An 18,263-nucleotide genomic window follows, 5' to 3' on the forward strand; every position below is an offset into this window, starting at 1 on the left:
CTTGTTTGGCTACACTCAATCCTGAGGATAGAGCGGTAGAGAACAATGACGGAAAAAGTCGTGAACGGCAGAGTAGAGGACGTGCTGTCCTCGATCAAACGGCTGGTCGGTGAAAGAGGTGAACAAACCTCAGAGCCGACGCCTTCAATCGCCCGCAAGCCCGGGCGATTGGTGCTTACCGATGCATTGCGAGTCGGCGGAACGTCCAGCATTCAAGACAGCCCGGAGATTGAAGCCGAAGCCAAAGCAGGCTACACGGCCGACGCGTCGGTCAAGCCGATGCTTTTGCGCGCGTGCGACATTGTAAATCGTGAAGATCCCGCCAACAAAGAACAAGCCGCGCCAGAGCCGCCCAAAAACCCGACCAATAGTCTAAGCGCAAAGATCGAAGCCCTAGAGGCGGCGATTGCACGCACTGAGGACCAGTGGGAGCCGGACGGCGACAGCGAAGACGAGTACTCCGGTACTCCGGCGAAAGCTCTTGAATTCAGCGCACGCAAAGAATTTTCGGTTACCGGGGGAAAGAAAGCCGAACCCACTCAGGCAAAGGCTAAAGAAGCTGTGGCAACGACCAAGGCAACTTTCATTCGCGACCCCGAGGTGATCACCGCACAACCTGCTCACCCTGTCGAAGCAGCAGCGGAAGATTCTGCGATAGCTGGCATAAGCGAAGACGCATTGCGCAAAATGATCGCCGAAGTTGTTCGTGAAGAATTGCAGGGTGTTTTGGGCGAACGCATCACCCGCAACGTCCGCAAGATGGTTCGGCGCGAAATCTACAAGGCCCTGGCCGAGCAGGACCTAGAGTAGCGCTCAGGCCCTTTGGGGCGTTTTTGCAAGCGCCAGCAGGCGGTCCAGATCCATATTCTGTTCAAGGTGATCCGCCAGCGCGTCCAGTGTCTCGTCAACCCCGTCTTCATAGGCCAAGTCCGAGGTCACGCCCAACTGCGACAGGTAAGACGCGCGGAATGCGTCCGAGCTGAAGATACCATGCAGGTAACTGCCACGGATACGACCAGAGGCGTTTGCGGCACCTTCTGGCCGCCCCTCGACCTCTAGCCAAGCGCGGGCGCAATCAGGGCCTTCGGTACGGCCCATGTGGATTTCGTAGCCTGAAACCGGTTCTCCTCCGTCTAGGGCGCGGGCCGATGTGAGTGTTACCTGTTTCTTCCCTGCCATCACGGTCTCAACATCCAGCAGGCCCAACCCTTCGACCGTCCCCGGTTGCCCGTCGACGCCATCTGGATCAGCGATCGTCTTGCCCAGCATTTGATAGCCGCCGCACAGGCCCAGAACATGGCCGCCTCGGCGGACATGCGCATATAGGTCGATGTCCCAGCCCTGCGCCCGGAAGTAAGCCAGATCACCGATGGTGGACTTGCTGCCGGGCAGCAGTACCAAATCGGCATCACCGGGCAGGGGGCGTCCTGCTGGCACGATCTCGACCGAGACACCGGGTTCGGCAGACAAAGGGTCGAGGTCGTCAAAATTGGCCATGCGTTCCAACTGCGGAACAACGACCTTGCAGGCCCCGCCAGAGTGGGACCGAATATCCATCATATCCTCGGCTGGCAGTTTCCACGCATCATGGAACCAGGGAACGACACCCAGACAAGGCCATCCGGTACGTGCAGCGATTTCATCGCGACCTTCGTCGAAAAGGGATACGTCGCCCTTGAACCGATTGACGGCAAAACCCCGGATCATCTCAAGATCGCCTGCATCCAATACCGCCTGGGTGCCCACGATCTGGGCAATGACCCCCCCGCGGTGAATATCACCTACCAGAATAACCGGTACGCCTGCAGCGCGCGCAAATCCCATATTGGCGATGTCACCCTTGCGCAGGTTGGTTTCGGCCGGGCTGCCCGCACCTTCGATCAGGACAAGATCCGCGTCACTGCACAAGCGGTCAAAGCTTTCAAGTGCCGCGCCCAGCAGTTTGGATTTATCCTTGCGGTAATCGCCCGCTTTCATCGTGCCCGCGCGTTGGCCTTGTACGATGATCTGAGCGCCAGTGTCGGTTTCCGGTTTCAGCAGAATCGGGTTCATGTCCGTATGCGTCGCACGCCGCGCCGCCAACGCTTGCAAAGCCTGTGCGCGCCCGATCTCTCCGCCATTTTCGGTGACGGCGGCATTGTTCGACATGTTCTGTGGTTTGAACGGTGCAACACGTAACCCGCGCCGGGTGAAGGCCCGCGCCAGACCGGCCACTAGAACCGATTTCCCAACATTGCTGCCGGTGCCCTGAATCATGATGGACCGAACCATGGCCTGTCTCCTATGTTGACGCGCAGATGACCTGATTTGCGGGCAAAGGAAAAGCCAAAGTTGAACACGCCAGCGCATCTTTTGATCGGAGCTGCCGCCTTTGCCCGCCCAGCCCAGGGACGTATCCTGTGGGCCGCTCTGTTGGGTTCGCTATTGCCGGACCTGTCGCTCTACGTGATGGCAGGTACATCCCTTTTCGTGCTTGGGATAGCCCCAAGCGTGGTCTTCGATCAGATTTACTTTTCTGACGGCTGGCAGACGGTGTTTGCGATCGACAATTCCTTTGTCCTTTGGGGGCTTGCCTTGCTTGTTGGAGTTTGGATGCGCTGGAAGGTCTGGACCGTTGGGGTGTCCGCCGGGTTGCTGCATCTTTCGATGGATTTTCTTCTGCATGCCGGGGACGGGCGGCCACAGTTCTGGCCAATCAGTAATTGGGTGTTTCACAGCCCCGTCAGCTATTGGGACAGCACACATCACGCCTTATGGGTGGCACCCTTTTCAACCGTGCTTTGTGTCGCGTGTTACGCCGTTTTGTGGCGTCGCGGCGTGTCCAACTGGGCGAAAACGTTCTTTGCCGTGCTGCTGATGGCCGAACTGTGGGTCGCGCGGCAATGGCTGTTGTTCTTTTGATTGATGGCATAAGAAAAGCGCGCTCCCAGTTAGGGAGCGCGCTTTTTCATGCGAAAGTCACCTTGGATCAGGCGGCTTCTGCTTGTTGGGCCGCGTTGCGACGTTCGCTTTCTTCACGCGACAGTGCAACCGAGGTGCGTACACCGCGTCCAACGAACTCCATCAGTCCGCCAACAACGCGCTCATTCGGGTCGATACCCGCGCACGACAGTACTTCGCGACCATCACGAGAACGCGCCCAACGGGCGATTTGTTCCGGGCCATTGCCATACTTCTTGTCGTCGGCAATAGCGTCATCCAGCGCAGCCAGTACGACGGCCGCGAAAAGTTTGCGTGCACGATTGCCTTGCTCGTTGTTAAAGGCAGTGCCGTCAACGAAATCTCTCATCTCGTCTTCCTTGTTGTTCTTGCTCTTGCATTTTCGGCGTGACGGTTCTTATGACCGATTAAGTGCGATTCGGATACACTTAAAATGCATAGTTGCGTTGCGTCATTTGCATAGCTTGCTGCAGGTGCAGCACTAGGTCTCGTCATCTTGTCAGGTGTGTTCCCGCCAGATATAGGAGCGGGAACTGACGCATCAACCGTTTGTGAAGGATTTAAGTCATGCCCAAGATAAATGGGAACGAAATTCGCCCCGGAAATGTGCTTGAGCATAACGGCGGGCTGTGGGCCGCAGTCAAAGTTGACCACGTAAAGCCCGGTAAAGGCGGCGCTTTTGCGCAGGTCGAACTGCGTAATCTGCGCAATGGCTCGAAGTTGAACGAGCGATTCCGCTCGGCGGACAAAGTGGAACGCGTGCGTCTTGAACAGAAAGATCAGCAATTCCTGTACGAATCTGACGGCATGCTGGTCTTCATGGATTCCGAGACGTATGAGCAGATCGAACTGCCCGCGGAACTGCTGGGTGAACGCCGCCCGTTTCTGCAGGACGGCATGACAATTGTAGTCGAATTTTATGAAAGCGAGGCTCTGAACGCCACGGTGCCTCAGAAAGTGACCTGCAAGATCGTAGAGACCGAGCCTGTGGTCAAAGGTCAGACCGCCGCGAATTCGTTCAAGCCAGCCATTCTGGACAACGGCGTCAAAGTCATGGTGCCGCCATTTGTCGGTCAGGATGAGATGATCGTGGTGAACACCGAAACCATGGAATACTCCGAACGCGCCTAACCACGCGTTTGCCAGAGTAAAGAAAAACCGCGTGGACTGGTGCCACGCGGTTTTTTTGTCAGCTGCCCCGTCTGATTTGGCGATACCGTTCGGGGTTGGGGCCAAACAGTTCAAGCATCAGTTCATACTTGATGCGATTGGCGCTGACCTGCCGGTAAAAGGCGATCAGGAATGCCGTGGGCCCCTGAATGCGGCTGAGGCCGCTTGTGGCGGCGACAACAGTGCCGACATCCGTTTTCCCGTTCAGAACCAAATAGCCACCCAGCATCAGCACGCCAACGGTTCCCGCTCCGTTTATGACGCTCAGTAGAAACTTGGCAGAAAGCTTCCAGATGAACATCCTGCGCCGTGTTTCGTAGATCTCGTCGAACTGCGCCTCAACCTCGCGCGCGATTTCGTTGATCCGCTCGACATTCAGCTTATCGTTGGCTCCGCGTAATATCCGGACACGTTCGGCGACAAACACGTTCACCTTGCGTTGGGATACCAGCACGATGATGATCTGTGGCACGATCATCGAAAAGGCGATCATGCCCAGCCCCGGTTGCGTTGACGAGATATAGCCGATCACACTGATCAACGTGCCGATCTGAACGACCGGGTCCGAGAAAGCGCCGCCCGCGAATTTCCCCAACTCTTCTGCCTCGGCTGAAATCGCCGTGGTCATCGTGCCCTTGCGAATCGTTTCGCCCGAGACATTGATATCTGAGGCGCGCAGCAGCAGCCTTTGGCGGATCATGCGGATCAGGTCTTCGCCCAACGTTCCTGCGCGATAGCTCAAAAGCCACTTTAGGGCGAGGCTGAGTAAGATGACCGACATCATTCCAGCACCCAGGTAGATCAGCTTGTCCGTAGTTACGTCGGCTGAGGTCAGGTGGTTGATGATGTCGCGCTGAAACTCCAGCGGAACTGCAGCCAGACCCGCGATCGCGATGGACAGAACGATGAGGATGGTCTGCCGTCCGGCGCTGGCGCGCCAGATTGCCCTGTATAGCTGGAACATACGTGCATCCGGATTGCTGAATTCAAACCAGTGTGACAGCGCACTTGGCTATGTTCAAACCACGCCAATTCAGTCAGCTGGTCAGCCGTGCCGGTTCGGCAACACGTTAAGTGTCCAACTGTATGGTGGCGTCACCAGCCTGCATGTCGTCACCCACGCGGTCCAATCGCAAATAGGCGATCCCGCGGCCATTGGATTGGGTGAACAATGTACCGGCCGGTTTTCCGCCAGAAGTAATTGCAGTTCCAACTGGTGCTGAACCACTGACGCTGACGCCACGCAAGCCTTTGCGCAGCTCGGTCTTGTGTTTCATCCTCGCGGTGACTTCTTGCCCGACATAGCAGCCTTTCTTGAAGTCCACGCCGTTTAGCGTCTCGAACCCGGCCTCAAGGATATAGCTGTCGGGGGTCAGTTCGATGCCGGTTTCCGGAATGCTGTGTCGCACGCGGATTGCATCCCAATCTGTATCGTCGTCGTTTTCCGCACCCGCAGTATAGGCCCGCCACCCCATGTCTGGATGGCGCGGGTCGGGTAGGGCACCTTCGGGGGCAGGGCCAGTACCGCGCTGCAGGTTCAGGCCACTGTCTTCGATGCTGACATCTGCACGCAGTTTGTACATGCCCAACCGTTTGGCAAATCCATCGGCAAGGATTTCGGCAACATCCAGTAAAACCGCGTCGCCCTCGCGCTTCAGGAAGAAGTCCGCCAAGTATTTGCCTTGTGGGGTCAGCAGAGCGGCGTAGACCAGCCCATTGTCTAATCCTGCGATGTCGTTGGTGATCAACCCTTGAAGAAAGCTGTCGGTGTCCGAGCCGCTCAGGCGCAATATACGGCGGTTGGGCATCTGGGTTTTCCTCGTCATTTCCTCGGACCTCGTGATATAGGGGTTTCCGCTGCCATGACCAGAGGGTTTCCGCCGTGCCTGCGCCGATTAGCATCGTTATCCCGACCCTGAATTCGGAAGGAACCCTTCCCGCGACCCTTGCGGCCTTGATGGAAGGCCTGCATGCGGGGCTGATCCGCGAATTGATCGTCTCGGACGGTGGGTCGACTGATCAGACTTTAAAGATTGCGGATGGGGCCGGCGCTGAGATCGTGACCGGGCCACCTTCGCGCGGGGGGCAATTGGCCAGAGGATGCGCAGCAACCAAAGGGGACTGGCTGCTTGTTTTGCATGCCGACACGGTTTTGCAAGCGGGGTGGAGCAAAGTTGTAGGCGACCACCTTGGCACCGGAACCCCGGCAGCGTTTCGTCTGGCGTTTCGGGCGTCAGGCTTTGCACCGACATGGGTGGCGGGTTGGGCCAATTTGCGCAGTCGTCTGTTTGGTCTGCCTTATGGCGATCAGGGCCTGTTGGTCCCGAGTGAGATGTATCGAAAGGCGGGGGGCTTTCCCGATCAACCCTTGATGGAGGACGTCGCTTTGGTCCGCAGCTTGCGCGGCATCACTTTGCTGCCCAGCCGGGCAGTTACGAGCGCGGATCGCTATGAGCGTGCGGGCTGGTTGCGTCGGGGAGGGCGGAACCTGTGGACTCTGACGCGGTATTTTCTGGGGGCAGATCCTGCGAAGCTGGCGCAGGACTATCGGCGCTGAGCGACGCGCGCAGCTCGACTACGGACTTGCCCAGCCGGAACGGCGCCGCGAAACTGACCAGACATAACGCGATGATCTGCAGCACAAGTATATGGGCATTGTCTTGCAGGTATTCCCATTCGTCCTTCAACTTGCCGACCTGTTCCACCAGATCATCATAGCTTTGCGCCAGGATCAGATAATCTCCGGCAATCGCGGGGACTTTGCGGCGCATGTTGTCGATCGCGGCCTGTGTCATGTCGTCCAGAGTGGTAAAGACAAGGAATTGATCGATGTTGAACGCATCAGCCTTGTCGGCCATTGCGCGCATTTCGTCCTGTTCGTCTTTTGCCTGACTGCCAAACAGAAAATGCAGCCCCTGCAATGGCGCGACCTCATTTGTGACTGCAATGAACAATGGCAGGTCGGCATTGCTGGCGGTTGAGGCCGACAGGAATTCAACCTTTTCGCACAGAATAGCAGTATCCGGGTCAAAGGCCGGATCGCAAAACCGCAGCCGGAACCGCGCGGCATCGCGGTCAAAGGCCAGCCCGGCGGCGTAAGCCACGTCTATCTGGCGGTCCAGTCGCGAGCTATCCGAAGTGTAAAGCCCGGCCAAAACCGCGACCAGCGCGCCAACGCCACCCAGCACGACCCAGACGAGGTCCGCGAGTTTCCAGGCACGATGCCCGGCGGGTTTACGGAAAAGAAAGGCGGTGCCAATCGATCCAATCAGAAAGAAAAGGATCAAGAGCGGCAGTTGGTTTTGGGTCACGAAACTCATGCCTTCAAAGTGACGGCCTGCCATGCGGCTGGCAACACTCCTCACGCTCAGTTGTTCCGTTTGGGTGGTAAAAAGCCGTTATGAGCCCGAGCTTTGACCGAATTTTCGGAACAGTTTGGTGCGGTCAAAAGCTTGTTCCAGCTCATCCGTGCGCTCTTTAACCGAATCCCACAGCCTTTCTTGTACTTCGGCGATGACGCATTCCATCAGAACCAGAATGGCCGCCATTGAATCCCACGCCGACGGCACGGCAATGCGTGCTGCAAAGGTGTGCTTTGCCAAACGGTGAATGGGTGAGCGCCATTGATCCGTGAATAGGACGATTTCGGCCTCGCGTTCATGACACAGCTGGCCAATCAGCAGGGATGCGTTTTCATATCGGCGAACATCCAGTGCGATCAGCACATCGTCTTTGCGAACGTCCAGCAAGTCATGTGTCCACGATGCTGCAACGGGCAGCAACCGCACGTCGGGGCGGATCATCTGCAGGTGCAGGTACAGGTATTGGGCCAGCGTGCCGGTAATGCGGCCACCGGTGATAAAGATGCGCCGGTTGGGGTCACATAACAAGTTGCAGAAACTGTCGAACTCGTCTGGATCGACCTCATCAATCGTGCGTTTCTGATTGGCGAGTGTCTGTTGGGAATACCGGTTCAGGATATGCTCTTCAGGCAGGTCGTTTTGCCACAAGTCACGTTTGGCGACCGGCCCCGAGATCATTTCTTTCACTTCGCCCCGCAGGGCGGCCTGAAACTGCGGATAACCTTGAAACCCGGTCTTTTGCAGCATCCGCGCGACTGTCGTGGTGGACACCGAGGCCGCGCTGGCCAGTTCGGTGATGCTGCCGAGACCGGCCATAGGGTAGTCGTCCAGCAATACACTGACCAGTTGACGCTCGGATGGGGTCATCTTGTCTTTGTGGGCCAGCAGCCTGTCCGTCACCCGCACGCGGCGTTCCTCCTGCATCTTTTCGATCTTAGTGTGAATAATTTTTCAGCAAGATCAAGAGTGGTGAAATTTATACAGGAAAAATATTGACAGGTTAAGGTCTCTTGTGGAAATTTTTCCACACGCATCTTAATTGGAATCGCAAGGCGGTATTTTGGACTTCGGAACAGTCGTTCACACGGACACAGTGGATGGTCCCCTTTCGGTAATGCTGGTCTGCGAACACGCGTCCAGCCGCATTCCCGCGTTCTTGGGGGATATGGGATTGCCTGTGGGCGCGCTGCAAAGCCACATCGCGTGGGATCCCGGGGCATTGGCTGTGGCCAAGCTGATGGCGGCACGCCTGTCGGCACCTCTGGTGTATGGCGGGGTGTCCCGGCTGGTCTATGACTGCAATCGCCCGCCTGAAGCCGCAGGGGCCATGCCGACGCGCAGCGAGGACTATCAAATCCCAGCGAATGTCGATCTGTCCGAGGAAGAGCGTGAAAGCAGGATTGAGAGCATCTACCGGCCCTTCAGCAAGGCACTGTCTGACCTGATCTCCCAAAATGGGCATACGCTTGAACTTATGGTGACGGTCCACAGCTTTACACCAGTCTACCATGGGCAGACGCGTGAGGTGGAACTGGGCATATTACACGGGGTGGATGACCGGTTCGCCCGGGCAATGATGACGACAGCACCCGCCGACCAACCCTATGAGACTCGCTTGAATGAGCCGTATTCGGCGGCGGACGGGGTTGCCCATACACTTGACGCGCAGGCGCTGCCGAAAGGGCTGTTGAACGTCATGATCGAGATCCGCAATGACCTGATACAAACGCCCGAGCAGCAGGAGGCCATGGCCGATTGCCTGGTTTTCTGGATCGCGCGGACCCTTGCAGATTTTCAGAAAGGGGGCGCAGCGTGATCAAAACGATGGCGTCATATGTGCGGGTCGTCGATGCGGTGAATTACCGGATCGGGCGGGTCATGATGTGGGGCCTGTTTGTGATGATGGGCATCCTGCTGTGGTCCTCGATTTCCAAAACCTTCTTTCTGCCATCGCTCTGGACGCTAGAAATGGCGCAGTTTGCGATGGTGACCTATTATATCATGGGTGGGCCGTACTCGATCCAGTTGGGATCGAACGTACGTATGGACCTGTTTTATCACAACTGGAGCCCACACCGGAAAGCGTGGTTCGATGCCTTCACGGTGCTGCTGCTGATCTTCTACCTGGGCGTATTGTTTTATGGCGGGCTTGGGTCAACGGCCTACAGCCTTGGCTACTGGGGCGATGAACCGGTTTCCTATTTCATTGGTCTTCTGACAGGCAGCGAGGAAATCGGGCGGCTTGAACGCTCATCAACGGCGTGGCGGCCGTATATCTGGCCAGTCAAAGCTATCATGGTGTTCGGCTTCTTCCTGATGCTGCTGCAGGCGATATCGGAATTCTTTAAAGACATAGCCCGGATCAACGGGCAGGAAATCGGGGTCTCACGGGCATGAGCCAGGAATATATCGCCATCTTCATGTTCGCCTTGATGATGCTGATGCTGTTTACAGGTCAGCGTGTCTTTGGCGCGATTGGCGCGGTGGCAACAATTGCCGCTTTGGCGCTGTGGGGAACAGGCGGGCAAGACATCACGTTTTCGGCCGCGATGAAGCTGATGAAATGGTATCCGCTACTGACATTGCCGATGTTCATTTTCATGGGCTATGTCCTCAGTGAAAGTCGGCTGGCCGATGACCTGTACAAGATGTTCCACGTCTGGATGGGCCCCATCAATGGTGGTCTGGCCATCGGCACCATCGGGTTGATGGTGCTGGTCTCGGCCATGAACGGCCTCAGCGTTGCGGGTATGGCCATTGGTGCGACCATTGCACTGCCGGAACTGCTTCGGCGCGGTTACGACAAGACGATGGTGACCGGGGTCATTCAGGCCGGGTCCAGTCTTGGTATTCTGGTTCCTCCCTCGGTCGTTCTGGTCCTCTATGCGATGATCGCGCGCCAGCCTGTAGGGCAACTTTGGCTGGCCGGTATCATCCCAGGCCTGCTGATGGCTGCCATGTTCATTCTGTACATCTGGATCCGCTGCCGCATTCAACCCGAGCTAGGACCGGCGATGGAAGACGCGCATGAAGTGCCGCGGGCCGAGAAGATCCGGCTTCTGGGGGCAGGGGCGCTGCCGCTGATCATCTTTGCGGCCATGATGGTGCCGTTTGTGAATGGCTGGACGTCGCTGGTCGAAAGCTCGGCCATCGGAGCGCTCACCGCTTTGGCTGTGTCCGTAATCAAACGGCGGATGACTTGGAAGATATTCGAGGACTGCACCAAGCGGACGTTGGCCATTTCCTGCATGTTCATGTGGATCATTCTGGCCGCGCTGGGCTTTGGGGCCGTATTTGACGGTCTCGGCGCCGTAAAAGCCATCGACAACCTATTCACAGACCAACTGGGCCTGTCGCCCTGGATGATCCTGATCCTGATGCAGCTAAGCTTTATCGTCATGGGCACGTTCCTGGATGACACGGCAATGCTGGTCATCGTGGCACCGCTTTATGTCCCGCTGGTCGGCGAGTTGGGCTTTGATCTGATCTGGTACGGGGTGCTTTATACGATCACGACGCAGATCGCCTATATGACGCCGCCCTTCGGCTATAACCTGTTCCTGATGCGCGCGATGGCCCCGCCCGAGATCACCCTGCGGGACATCTATGGTTCGATCTTTCCTTTTGTCGCGGTGATGGTGCTGGCGCTGACAATCATCATGATTTTCCCGGAAATCGCTCTGTGGTTGCCCGGGTATGTCTATGGAAACTAATAAGAATGCTCGGTGAACGGGCACAGAAACTTTAACGGAGAGGAATTGACATGACGACAAGACGTAAGTTTCTGAAAACCGCTGGGGTTGGCGTTGCTGCCGCACCACTGGCGACGCCTGCCTTGGCGCAGAACACGATCACATGGCGGATGCAGACCTATGCAGGTCCTGCGCTGGCTGAGCATGTGATTGATCCTGCGATCAAGATGTTCAACCAGATCGCCGGTGACCGGATGCAGATCGAGCTGTTCTATGCCGATCAGCTGGTCCCGACGGGCGAGTTGTTCCGTGCGATGCAGAAAGGCACCATCGACGCGGTTCAATCGGACGATGACTCGATGGCGTCGCCGACCGAAGTCACCGTGTTTGGCGGCTACTTCCCGTTCGCCTCACGCTATTCGCTGGACGTGCCTGTGCTGTTCAACCAGTGGGGCCTGAACGAGATCTGGGACGAGGAATACTCCAAGGTCGGCGTCAAGCACATCAGCGCCGGTGCATGGGATCCGTGCCACTTTGCGACCAAGGACCCGATCAACTCGCTGGCGGATATGAAGGGCAAACGCATCTTCACCTTCCCGACGGCGGGGCGCTTCCTGTCTCAGTTCGGCGTCGTGCCGGTAACCCTGCCGTGGGAAGACATCGAGGTTGCGGTTCAAACGGGCGAACTGGACGGTATCGCGTGGTCGGGCATCACCGAAGACTACACCGTCGGCTGGGCCGATGTGACCAACTATTTCCTGACCAACAACGTGTCGGGTGCCTGGGCGGGTCACTTCTTTGCCAATATGGACCGCTGGAACGAACTACCCGAAGATCTGCAGACCCTGTTCAAGGTTTGCTGTGATCAGTCACATTACTACCGTCAGTGGTGGTATTGGGGTGGTGAGGCCAACCTGCGCGTCAACGGCACCAAGATGCAATTGACCTCTATCCCGGACGAAGAATGGGTAACCGTTGAGGAAGCCGCCGTGAAGTTCTGGGACGAAGTCGCAGCCGAGTCCGAGACCAAAGCGAAAGTTGTCGACATCTTCAAGCGTTACAACGCCGAGATGCTAAAGGCTGGTCGGCCCTATCGTTACACCTAAGAAACCCTTCTTCCCGACGCGTGGGGCACCCCGTGCGTCGGGATTGGACATCAATAAGCGACATCATTTATGCTCTCGTCTGTTCCAAGAATAGAAAAACAAAACCGGAAGCACATTTGTGCGCACCGGTCAGACGAGGTGTGAACATATGGCTATCGCGAGCTTTTTGATTGAGATTTTTGCCGCAACCATGTTGCTGCTATTCGCCGTACGCTTGGTTCGTACCGGTATCGAACGGCGCTTTGGTGCGCTGTTCCAGTCGATCCTGACACGCCACTCCAACAGCTTTGTTGCAGGGGGGGCTGGCATGGTTCTGGCCACGATCCTGCAAAGCTCGGCCGCCGTTACGGTTTTGCTGACCGGTTTCGCTGCGGCGGGGATGGTGACGTTTGGAATGGCGCTGGCGGGTGTTCTGGGCGCGGATTTGGGCGCCGCTTTAGTCATTCAGGTTCTGTCCTATGATCTGGGCTGGCTTCAACCCGCATTGCTGGCGTTGGGCGGTTGGCTGTACCTGAAATCCGAACGGTCGAATGTACGGCTTATGGGCCGGATCGTTCTGGGCGTCGCCTTTATCCTGATCTCGCTTCAATTCCTGCGCGAAGCAGTTGAGCCGATCCGCGAAAGCGCGTTTTTGCCCGCAATCGCGGGGTATCTTGAGACCGATTATTTCAGCGCCTTCATTGTCGGCGCAGTGCTGGCCTTTGTCATGCACAGCTCGGTCGCGACGATCCTGATGTGCGTGGCCTTGGTTCAGATCGGTGCAATTCCCTTTGCCGCCGGGTTGTCGCTGGTGCTGGGAGCAAATCTGGGTTCGGCCTTTATTCCAATGTGGCTGACGCGCGATATGACCGTCTCAGCCCGGCGTATTCCTCTGGCCAACCTCTTATTGCGGGGAAGCGCGGCGCTGGTAATGCTGATCGTCGTGAATGTTGGCGGGTTGCAAGAGGCGCTATTGGTGACGAGCCCGGCGCAGTCTCTAATTTTTGCACATATCGGATTCAATTTGGCAGTATTCCTGCTGGCCACAGGCTTCGTGAACCAGTTGGAACAGCCGATGGCCGTTCTGATGGCGGAGCCCAAAGCCGAGGCCAATGCGCTGGATCAGTTTTCGGATGCGCTGACACCGCTGGGGGACCCCAGCGGCGAAAGGGCCAGCGTTGCGATGTCCTCGGTGCGTCACGAGCTGTTGCAGATGATCACGCAAGTCGAGCGTATGTTCCGACCCGTTTTGGATATCTACGAACAGGATGACAGTGACGCGATTTCAGCGCTTTGGCAGCAGGACGAGCGGGTGAATACGCAACTGACCGAGATCCGCCGTTTCGTCGCGCGCATGCCGCGGCAGAATATGAGCAAAGGGCAGGTCAAAGCCGCACGAGGGTTGGTCGAATATGCCATCCGTCTTGAAGCTGCGGGCGATGTCGTCTCCAACCGGATGACCCGGACGGCGCAGATCAAACACACCGAACGTTCGGAGTTCTCAGCGCAGGGCTGGAAAGAGCTGAAAGATTTGCACGCGGCCATTCTGGAAAGCTTCTCGCTGGCGCGTCACGTGCTGTTGGTGGACGACATGGATTGTGCCCGACGGCTGGTGTTGGACAAGGCCGAGGTCAAGCGGATGTCCCGCAATAGCCGCAAGGCGCACCTCAAACGGTTGGAGCGCGGTCAGACTGAGAGTTTCCAGTCCTCCGATCTGCACCTGGAAACGCTGCGGTCCATGCGGGACCTGCACGGGCATATCGCGGCCATAGCCTATCCGATCCTCTACAAAAGCGGTCAGGTTCTGGAAACGCGCCTGGTGATGGAAATGGAAAAAGAAGCCAACGATGACTGACGGCAGGTAATCGAAACCGAGGTCTCTGCAAGTGACAAAGGATACCAATGATGGGCAATGATGCGATTTTGGCTGATCTGAAAGCCAAATTCGAGGCGGGCGAGGTCGACACGGTGCTGGTCTGCATGGTGGACATGCAGGGCCGCCTGATGGGTAAGCGGTTTCACGCAGGCCATTTCGTGGCGGGCGCATGGGAAGAGACACATTGCTGCAACTACCTGCTGGCCACAGATCTGGAGATGGCGACACCCGACGGCTATGCCTCGACCAGTTGGGAGCGGGGTTACGGCGATTATGTCATGAAGCCGGACCTGAGCACGCTGCGCCCAGTGCCGTGGCTGGAAGGCACGGCACTGGTGATGTGCGATGTGCTGGATCACCACACCCATGAAGAGGTTCCACACGCGCCTCGGTCTATTTTGAAGAAGCAGGTCAACCGGCTGAAGGCCATGGGCTATGACGCGATGTGCGCCACCGAGCTGGAGTTTTTCCTGTTCGAAAAAAGCTTTGACCAGATCCGCAAGGAAGGCTTCCGCGATCTGGAGCCGATCTCGGGCTATAACGAAGATTATCACATCCTGCAGACCACCAAGGAAGAGCATGTGATGCGCCCAATCCGCAACCATTTGTGGAACGCGGGGATACCGGTTGAGAACTCGAAGGGTGAGGCCGAGACCGGGCAGGAAGAGCTGAACATCAAATACGCCCCGGCGATGGACACGGCCGAATACCACTCGATCGCCAAGAACGCGGTGAAAGAGATCGCCTGGCAACACGGTCACGCGGCGACGTTCCTGCCGAAATGGCATCACGACAAAGTCGGCAGCTCGTCCCACGTGCATCAGTCGCTTTGGGCGGATGGCAAGCCAGCGTTTTATGATGCGGATGACGCGTTGGGTATGTCGGCGCTGATGAAAAGCTATATGGCGGGTCTGCTCAGATATGCCGCTGACTATACCTATTTCATGGCTCCCTACATCAACAGCTACAAGCGGTTCATGAAAGGCACCTTTGCGCCGACAAGGATTATCTGGTCGGTGGACAACCGAACGGCTGGCTTCCGTCTGTGCGGCGATGGGACTAAGGCCGTGCGGGTTGAGTGTCGTATTCCGGGCTCAGATATGAACCCGTATCTGGCGATGGCTGGCATGTTGGCCGCCGGGATTGCCGGTATCGAAGAAGGCCTGGAACTGCAATCGCCCACCACCGGTGATGTCTATCAGGGAGACACCGGTATGATCCCCGGCAATCTGCGTGCAGCACGCGATGCGTTGCACGGGTCATCGATGCTACGCGCGGCTATGGGTGATGATGTGGTCGATCACTATGCCCGTGCAGCGGAAGTCGAGATTGAGGAATTCGAGCGCGTCGTGACTGATTGGGAAGTTGCCCGCGGGTTTGAGCGGGCTTGAGATCGGGTCAGGCTGGGGGCGCTGCCCCCACGCCCCCGGGATATTTTTAGCCAGACGAAACAGTGATCCTGTTTTTTTCGGAAATGGAGTTGTTATGGGGCAGATGTTGAAATGTGTCTCGCCGATTGATGGATCGGTTTTTGCTGAACGTGAGGTGTTGTCACGGGATGCGGCGTTTGAAGCGGCAGCGCGATCGCGGGCGGCACAGGCAGAATGGGCGGCGCGACCGTTGCAGGAACGTATTGATCTTGTCATGGCCGGTGTGGCTGCGGTTGGGGCGGTGAATGACGAGATTGTGCCCGAGTTGGCGCACATGATGGGGCGTCCGGTACGTTATGGCGGTGAGTTCGGCGGCTTTAACGAACGTGCGAGCCATATGGCTCAGATTGCCGAGGCGTCTCTGGCTGATATCGCAGTGGGCGAGGACGAAGCCTTCAAACGCTATATCAAGCGCATTCCGCATGGCGTGGTCTTTGTGGTGGCGCCCTGGAACTATCCCTACATGACCGCAATCAACACTGTGGCCCCGGCGCTGATCGCGGGGAACACTGTGATCCTGAAACATGCCACGCAGACGCTGCTGGTGGGCGAGCGCATGGCGCAAGCGTTTCATTCCGCGGGTGTGCCCGAAGATGTATTTCAGAATGTCTTCCTGAGCCATGACGTGACCAATGACCTGATTGCAGGCAATGCGTTCGACTTTGTGAACTTCACCGGTTCAGTAGGTGGTGGCCAAGCGATGGAGCGCGCGGCTGCAGGGACATTCACCGGTGTTGGCACCGAGTTGGGTGGCAAAGATCCGGGCTATGTCATGGACGATGCCGATCTGGATGCTGCCGTGGATACGTTGATTGACGGCGCGATGTTCAACTCGGGCCAATGCTGCTGCGGGATCGAGCGGATTTACGTCCACGATAGCCTGTATGATGCCTTCGTCGCCAAGGCGGTTGAGGTTGTGAAAGGCTATAAGCTGGGCAATCCTCTGGACAGCGATACAACGAATGGTCCGATGGCCAATGTGCGCTTTGCCAAAGAGGTGCGCGCGCAGATCGCCGAGGCTGTTGCGGCCGGGGCGGTGGCTCATATCGGCACGTTCCCCGAAGACGATGGCGGGGCCTATCTGACACCGCAGATCCTGACCAACGTCACCCATGACATGCGGGTGATGCGGGACGAGAGTTTCGGCCCTGTGGTCGGCATTATGAAAGTGTCTTCGGACGACGAAGCCATCGCCTTGATGAATGACAGTGAATTTGGTCTGACCGCCAGCCTGTGGACCCGCGATGTAGAACGGGCCGCACGCGTGGGCGATGCGATCGAAACCGGAACCGTGTTCATGAACCGTGCTGATTATCTGGATCCGGGCCTTTGTTGGACTGGCTGCAAGAATACCGGCCGCGGCGGCGGTTTGTCCGTCATTGGCTATCACAACCTGACACGTCCTAAATCCTACCACCTGAAAAAGGTCACGGGCTAAGGGCAACGGCCTGCCCGGTTCAGACCCCCTCGGCCGGGCAGGTCTCAAATCACAAAGGAAACCTGACATGTCACTTGTTGGAAACTGGTCCTATCCGACCGCTATCAAATTCGGCGCAGGCCGCATCAAGGAATTGCCCGAGGCATGTGCTGCCGCTGGTATGAAAAGGCCGTTGTTGGTCACCGACAAAGGGTTGGCCGATCTACCGATCACCGCGGCGACGCTGGATATCATGGAGGCCGCAGGGCTAGGGCGCGGGTTGTTCAGCGATGTGGATCCGAACCCGAACGAAAAAAATCTTGAGGCAGGTGTCGCGGCCTACAATGCGGGCGGCCATGATGGTGTGATCGCTTTTGGCGGCGGTTCCGGGTTGGATCTGGGCAAGATGGTTGCCTTTATGGCAGGGCAGACGCGCCCGGTTTGGGATTTCGAGGATATCGGCGATTGGTGGACTCGCGCCGATGCCGATGTCATCGCGCCGATTATCGCTGTGCCGACCACAGCCGGGACCGGGTCCGAGGTCGGGCGCGCCAGTGTCATCACGAATTCCGAAACCCACGCGAAAAAGATCATATTCCATCCCAAGGTTCTGCCGACCGTGGTGATCTGCGACCCAGAGTTGACGGTTGGCATGCCCAAGTTCATCACGGCGGGCACAGGTCTGGATGCATTTGCGCATTGTGTCGAGGCGTATTCCAGCCCGCATTATCATCCGATGAGCCACGGCATTGCGTTGGAAGGTATGCGGCTGGTCAAGGAGTACCTGCCACGCGCCTATGCAGACGGCACAGATATCGAGGCCCGCGCGCAGATGATGAGCGCGGCAGCCATGGGAGCGACCGCCTTTCAGAAAGGCCTAGGCGCGATCCACGCCATGAGCCACCCGATTGGCGCGGTTTTCGACACTCATCACGGCACCACCAATGCGGTTTGCATGCCCACAGTGCTGGAATTCAATGCGCCAGCTATCGCTGACCGGTTTCAGTCAGCGGCGGCCTATCTGGGAATTGATGGCGGCTTTGACGGCGTCCGCGGCTTTGTGCAGGAGTTCAACGACTCGCTGGGTATCCCAACCAGACTGTCCGAACTGGGTGTGACCGAAGCTGCAATCCCGGAACTCGTGCAAGGCGCGATCATCGATCCGTCTTGTGGGGGTAACCCAATCGAATTGACTGAGGACAATCTGACCGCTCTGTTCAAGGCTGCATTGTGATCGGTCTTGCTCTGTGCAAGTAACGAAACCGGCCCGTATCTTGGGCCGGTTCTCTCT

At 57.4% G+C, this 18,263-nt stretch carries 17 protein-coding genes and 1 pseudogene; 12 read left to right on the forward strand and 6 right to left on the reverse strand.

What is annotated here, in order from left to right; all coding sequences use genetic code 11:
* Positions 1–45 precede the first annotated feature (45 nt).
* Positions 46–810 carry a hypothetical protein gene (locus AC2FGC_RS12890; RefSeq protein WP_496782543.1) on the forward strand — a complete coding sequence of 255 codons (765 nt, stop codon included), beginning with the start codon at positions 46–48 and terminating at the stop codon, positions 808–810.
* Positions 811–813: 3 nt separating this feature from the next.
* On the opposite strand, the gene AC2FGC_RS12895 is transcribed toward AC2FGC_RS12890, so the two are convergent.
* Positions 814–2,271 (reverse strand): cobyric acid synthase, encoded by a 1,458-nt coding sequence (locus tag AC2FGC_RS12895; RefSeq protein WP_496723683.1) that lies wholly within the window; start codon positions 2,269–2,271, stop codon positions 814–816.
* A gap of 60 nt (positions 2,272–2,331) precedes the next feature.
* Between AC2FGC_RS12895 and AC2FGC_RS12900 the strand changes: the two genes are divergently transcribed.
* Positions 2,332–2,901 (forward strand): cobalamin biosynthesis protein CobQ, encoded by a 570-nt coding sequence (locus AC2FGC_RS12900; protein WP_496723681.1) that lies wholly within the window; start codon positions 2,332–2,334, stop codon positions 2,899–2,901.
* 67 nt (positions 2,902–2,968) lie between these two features.
* Here AC2FGC_RS12900 and AC2FGC_RS12905 read toward each other — a convergent pair whose 3' ends face one another.
* Positions 2,969–3,289, reverse strand: a complete 321-nt coding sequence (locus tag AC2FGC_RS12905) for a DUF6280 family protein (RefSeq protein WP_008757056.1) — start codon at positions 3,287–3,289, stop codon at positions 2,969–2,971.
* Between the two features lie 218 nt (positions 3,290–3,507).
* Between AC2FGC_RS12905 and efp the strand changes: the two genes are divergently transcribed.
* A complete protein-coding gene (gene efp / locus AC2FGC_RS12910; RefSeq protein WP_496723679.1) occupies positions 3,508–4,071 on the forward strand; it encodes an elongation factor P in 564 nt (187 codons plus the stop codon).
* Between the two features lie 58 nt (positions 4,072–4,129).
* On the opposite strand, the gene AC2FGC_RS12915 is transcribed toward efp, so the two are convergent.
* Together AC2FGC_RS12915 and ygfZ are read right to left on the reverse strand one after the other, a co-directional pair.
* A complete protein-coding gene (locus tag AC2FGC_RS12915) occupies positions 4,130–5,074 on the reverse strand; it encodes an ABC transporter transmembrane domain-containing protein (RefSeq protein WP_496782545.1) in 945 nt (314 codons plus the stop codon).
* Between the two features lie 106 nt (positions 5,075–5,180).
* Positions 5,181–5,918 carry a CAF17-like 4Fe-4S cluster assembly/insertion protein YgfZ gene (gene ygfZ / locus AC2FGC_RS12920; RefSeq protein WP_496782547.1) on the reverse strand — a complete coding sequence of 246 codons (738 nt, stop codon included), beginning with the start codon at positions 5,916–5,918 and terminating at the stop codon, positions 5,181–5,183.
* A 74-nt stretch (positions 5,919–5,992) separates the two neighbouring features.
* On the opposite strand from ygfZ, the gene AC2FGC_RS12925 reads away from it, so the two are divergent.
* Positions 5,993–6,667 (forward strand): TIGR04283 family arsenosugar biosynthesis glycosyltransferase, encoded by a 675-nt coding sequence (locus tag AC2FGC_RS12925; RefSeq protein ID WP_496723673.1) that lies wholly within the window; start codon positions 5,993–5,995, stop codon positions 6,665–6,667.
* A gap of 7 nt (positions 6,668–6,674) precedes the next feature.
* Here the strand turns inward: AC2FGC_RS12925 and AC2FGC_RS12930 are convergent.
* A pseudogene (locus AC2FGC_RS12930) lies at positions 6,675–7,430 on the reverse strand (hypothetical protein); the annotation flags it as partial.
* Between the two features lie 78 nt (positions 7,431–7,508).
* On the reverse strand, positions 7,509–8,396 hold the full coding sequence (locus AC2FGC_RS12935; RefSeq protein WP_058275859.1) for a MurR/RpiR family transcriptional regulator: 888 nt from the start codon (positions 8,394–8,396) through the stop codon (positions 7,509–7,511).
* 136 nt (positions 8,397–8,532) lie between these two features.
* On the opposite strand from AC2FGC_RS12935, the gene AC2FGC_RS12940 reads away from it, so the two are divergent.
* From AC2FGC_RS12940 to AC2FGC_RS12975, 8 genes are all read left to right on the forward strand, one after another.
* Entirely contained in the window at positions 8,533–9,288 is a 756-nt protein-coding gene (locus AC2FGC_RS12940) for an N-formylglutamate amidohydrolase (protein ID WP_496782549.1), read from the forward strand.
* Between the two features lie 8 nt (positions 9,289–9,296).
* Positions 9,297–9,869, forward strand: coding sequence for a TRAP transporter small permease subunit (locus tag AC2FGC_RS12945; RefSeq protein ID WP_496723875.1), 573 nt, complete (start codon positions 9,297–9,299; stop codon positions 9,867–9,869).
* Positions 9,866–11,185, forward strand: a complete 1,320-nt coding sequence (locus AC2FGC_RS12950; protein ID WP_496723668.1) for a TRAP transporter large permease — start codon at positions 9,866–9,868, stop codon at positions 11,183–11,185. The genes AC2FGC_RS12945 and AC2FGC_RS12950 overlap by 4 nt, the downstream gene beginning before the upstream one ends.
* 50 nt (positions 11,186–11,235) lie before the next feature.
* Positions 11,236–12,270, forward strand: a complete 1,035-nt coding sequence (locus AC2FGC_RS12955; protein ID WP_058274157.1) for a TRAP transporter substrate-binding protein — start codon at positions 11,236–11,238, stop codon at positions 12,268–12,270.
* Between the two features lie 148 nt (positions 12,271–12,418).
* The gene (locus tag AC2FGC_RS12960; RefSeq protein WP_496723666.1) at positions 12,419–14,104 is read left to right on the forward strand and encodes a Na/Pi cotransporter family protein; all 1,686 of its coding nucleotides are present in this window, start codon (positions 12,419–12,421) and stop codon (positions 14,102–14,104) included.
* A gap of 50 nt (positions 14,105–14,154) precedes the next feature.
* On the forward strand, positions 14,155–15,516 hold the full coding sequence (locus AC2FGC_RS12965; protein WP_496723664.1) for a glutamine synthetase family protein: 1,362 nt from the start codon (positions 14,155–14,157) through the stop codon (positions 15,514–15,516).
* A gap of 94 nt (positions 15,517–15,610) precedes the next feature.
* Entirely contained in the window at positions 15,611–16,993 is a 1,383-nt protein-coding gene (locus AC2FGC_RS12970) for an aldehyde dehydrogenase family protein (RefSeq protein WP_496782551.1), read from the forward strand.
* 67 nt (positions 16,994–17,060) lie between these two features.
* Positions 17,061–18,206: an iron-containing alcohol dehydrogenase gene (locus AC2FGC_RS12975; protein WP_496723660.1), complete on the forward strand. Its 1,146-nt coding sequence runs from the start codon at positions 17,061–17,063 to the stop codon at positions 18,204–18,206.
* Positions 18,207–18,263 lie beyond the last annotated feature (57 nt).

This window comes from Ruegeria sp. CDSC054 (genome assembly GCF_059610645.1).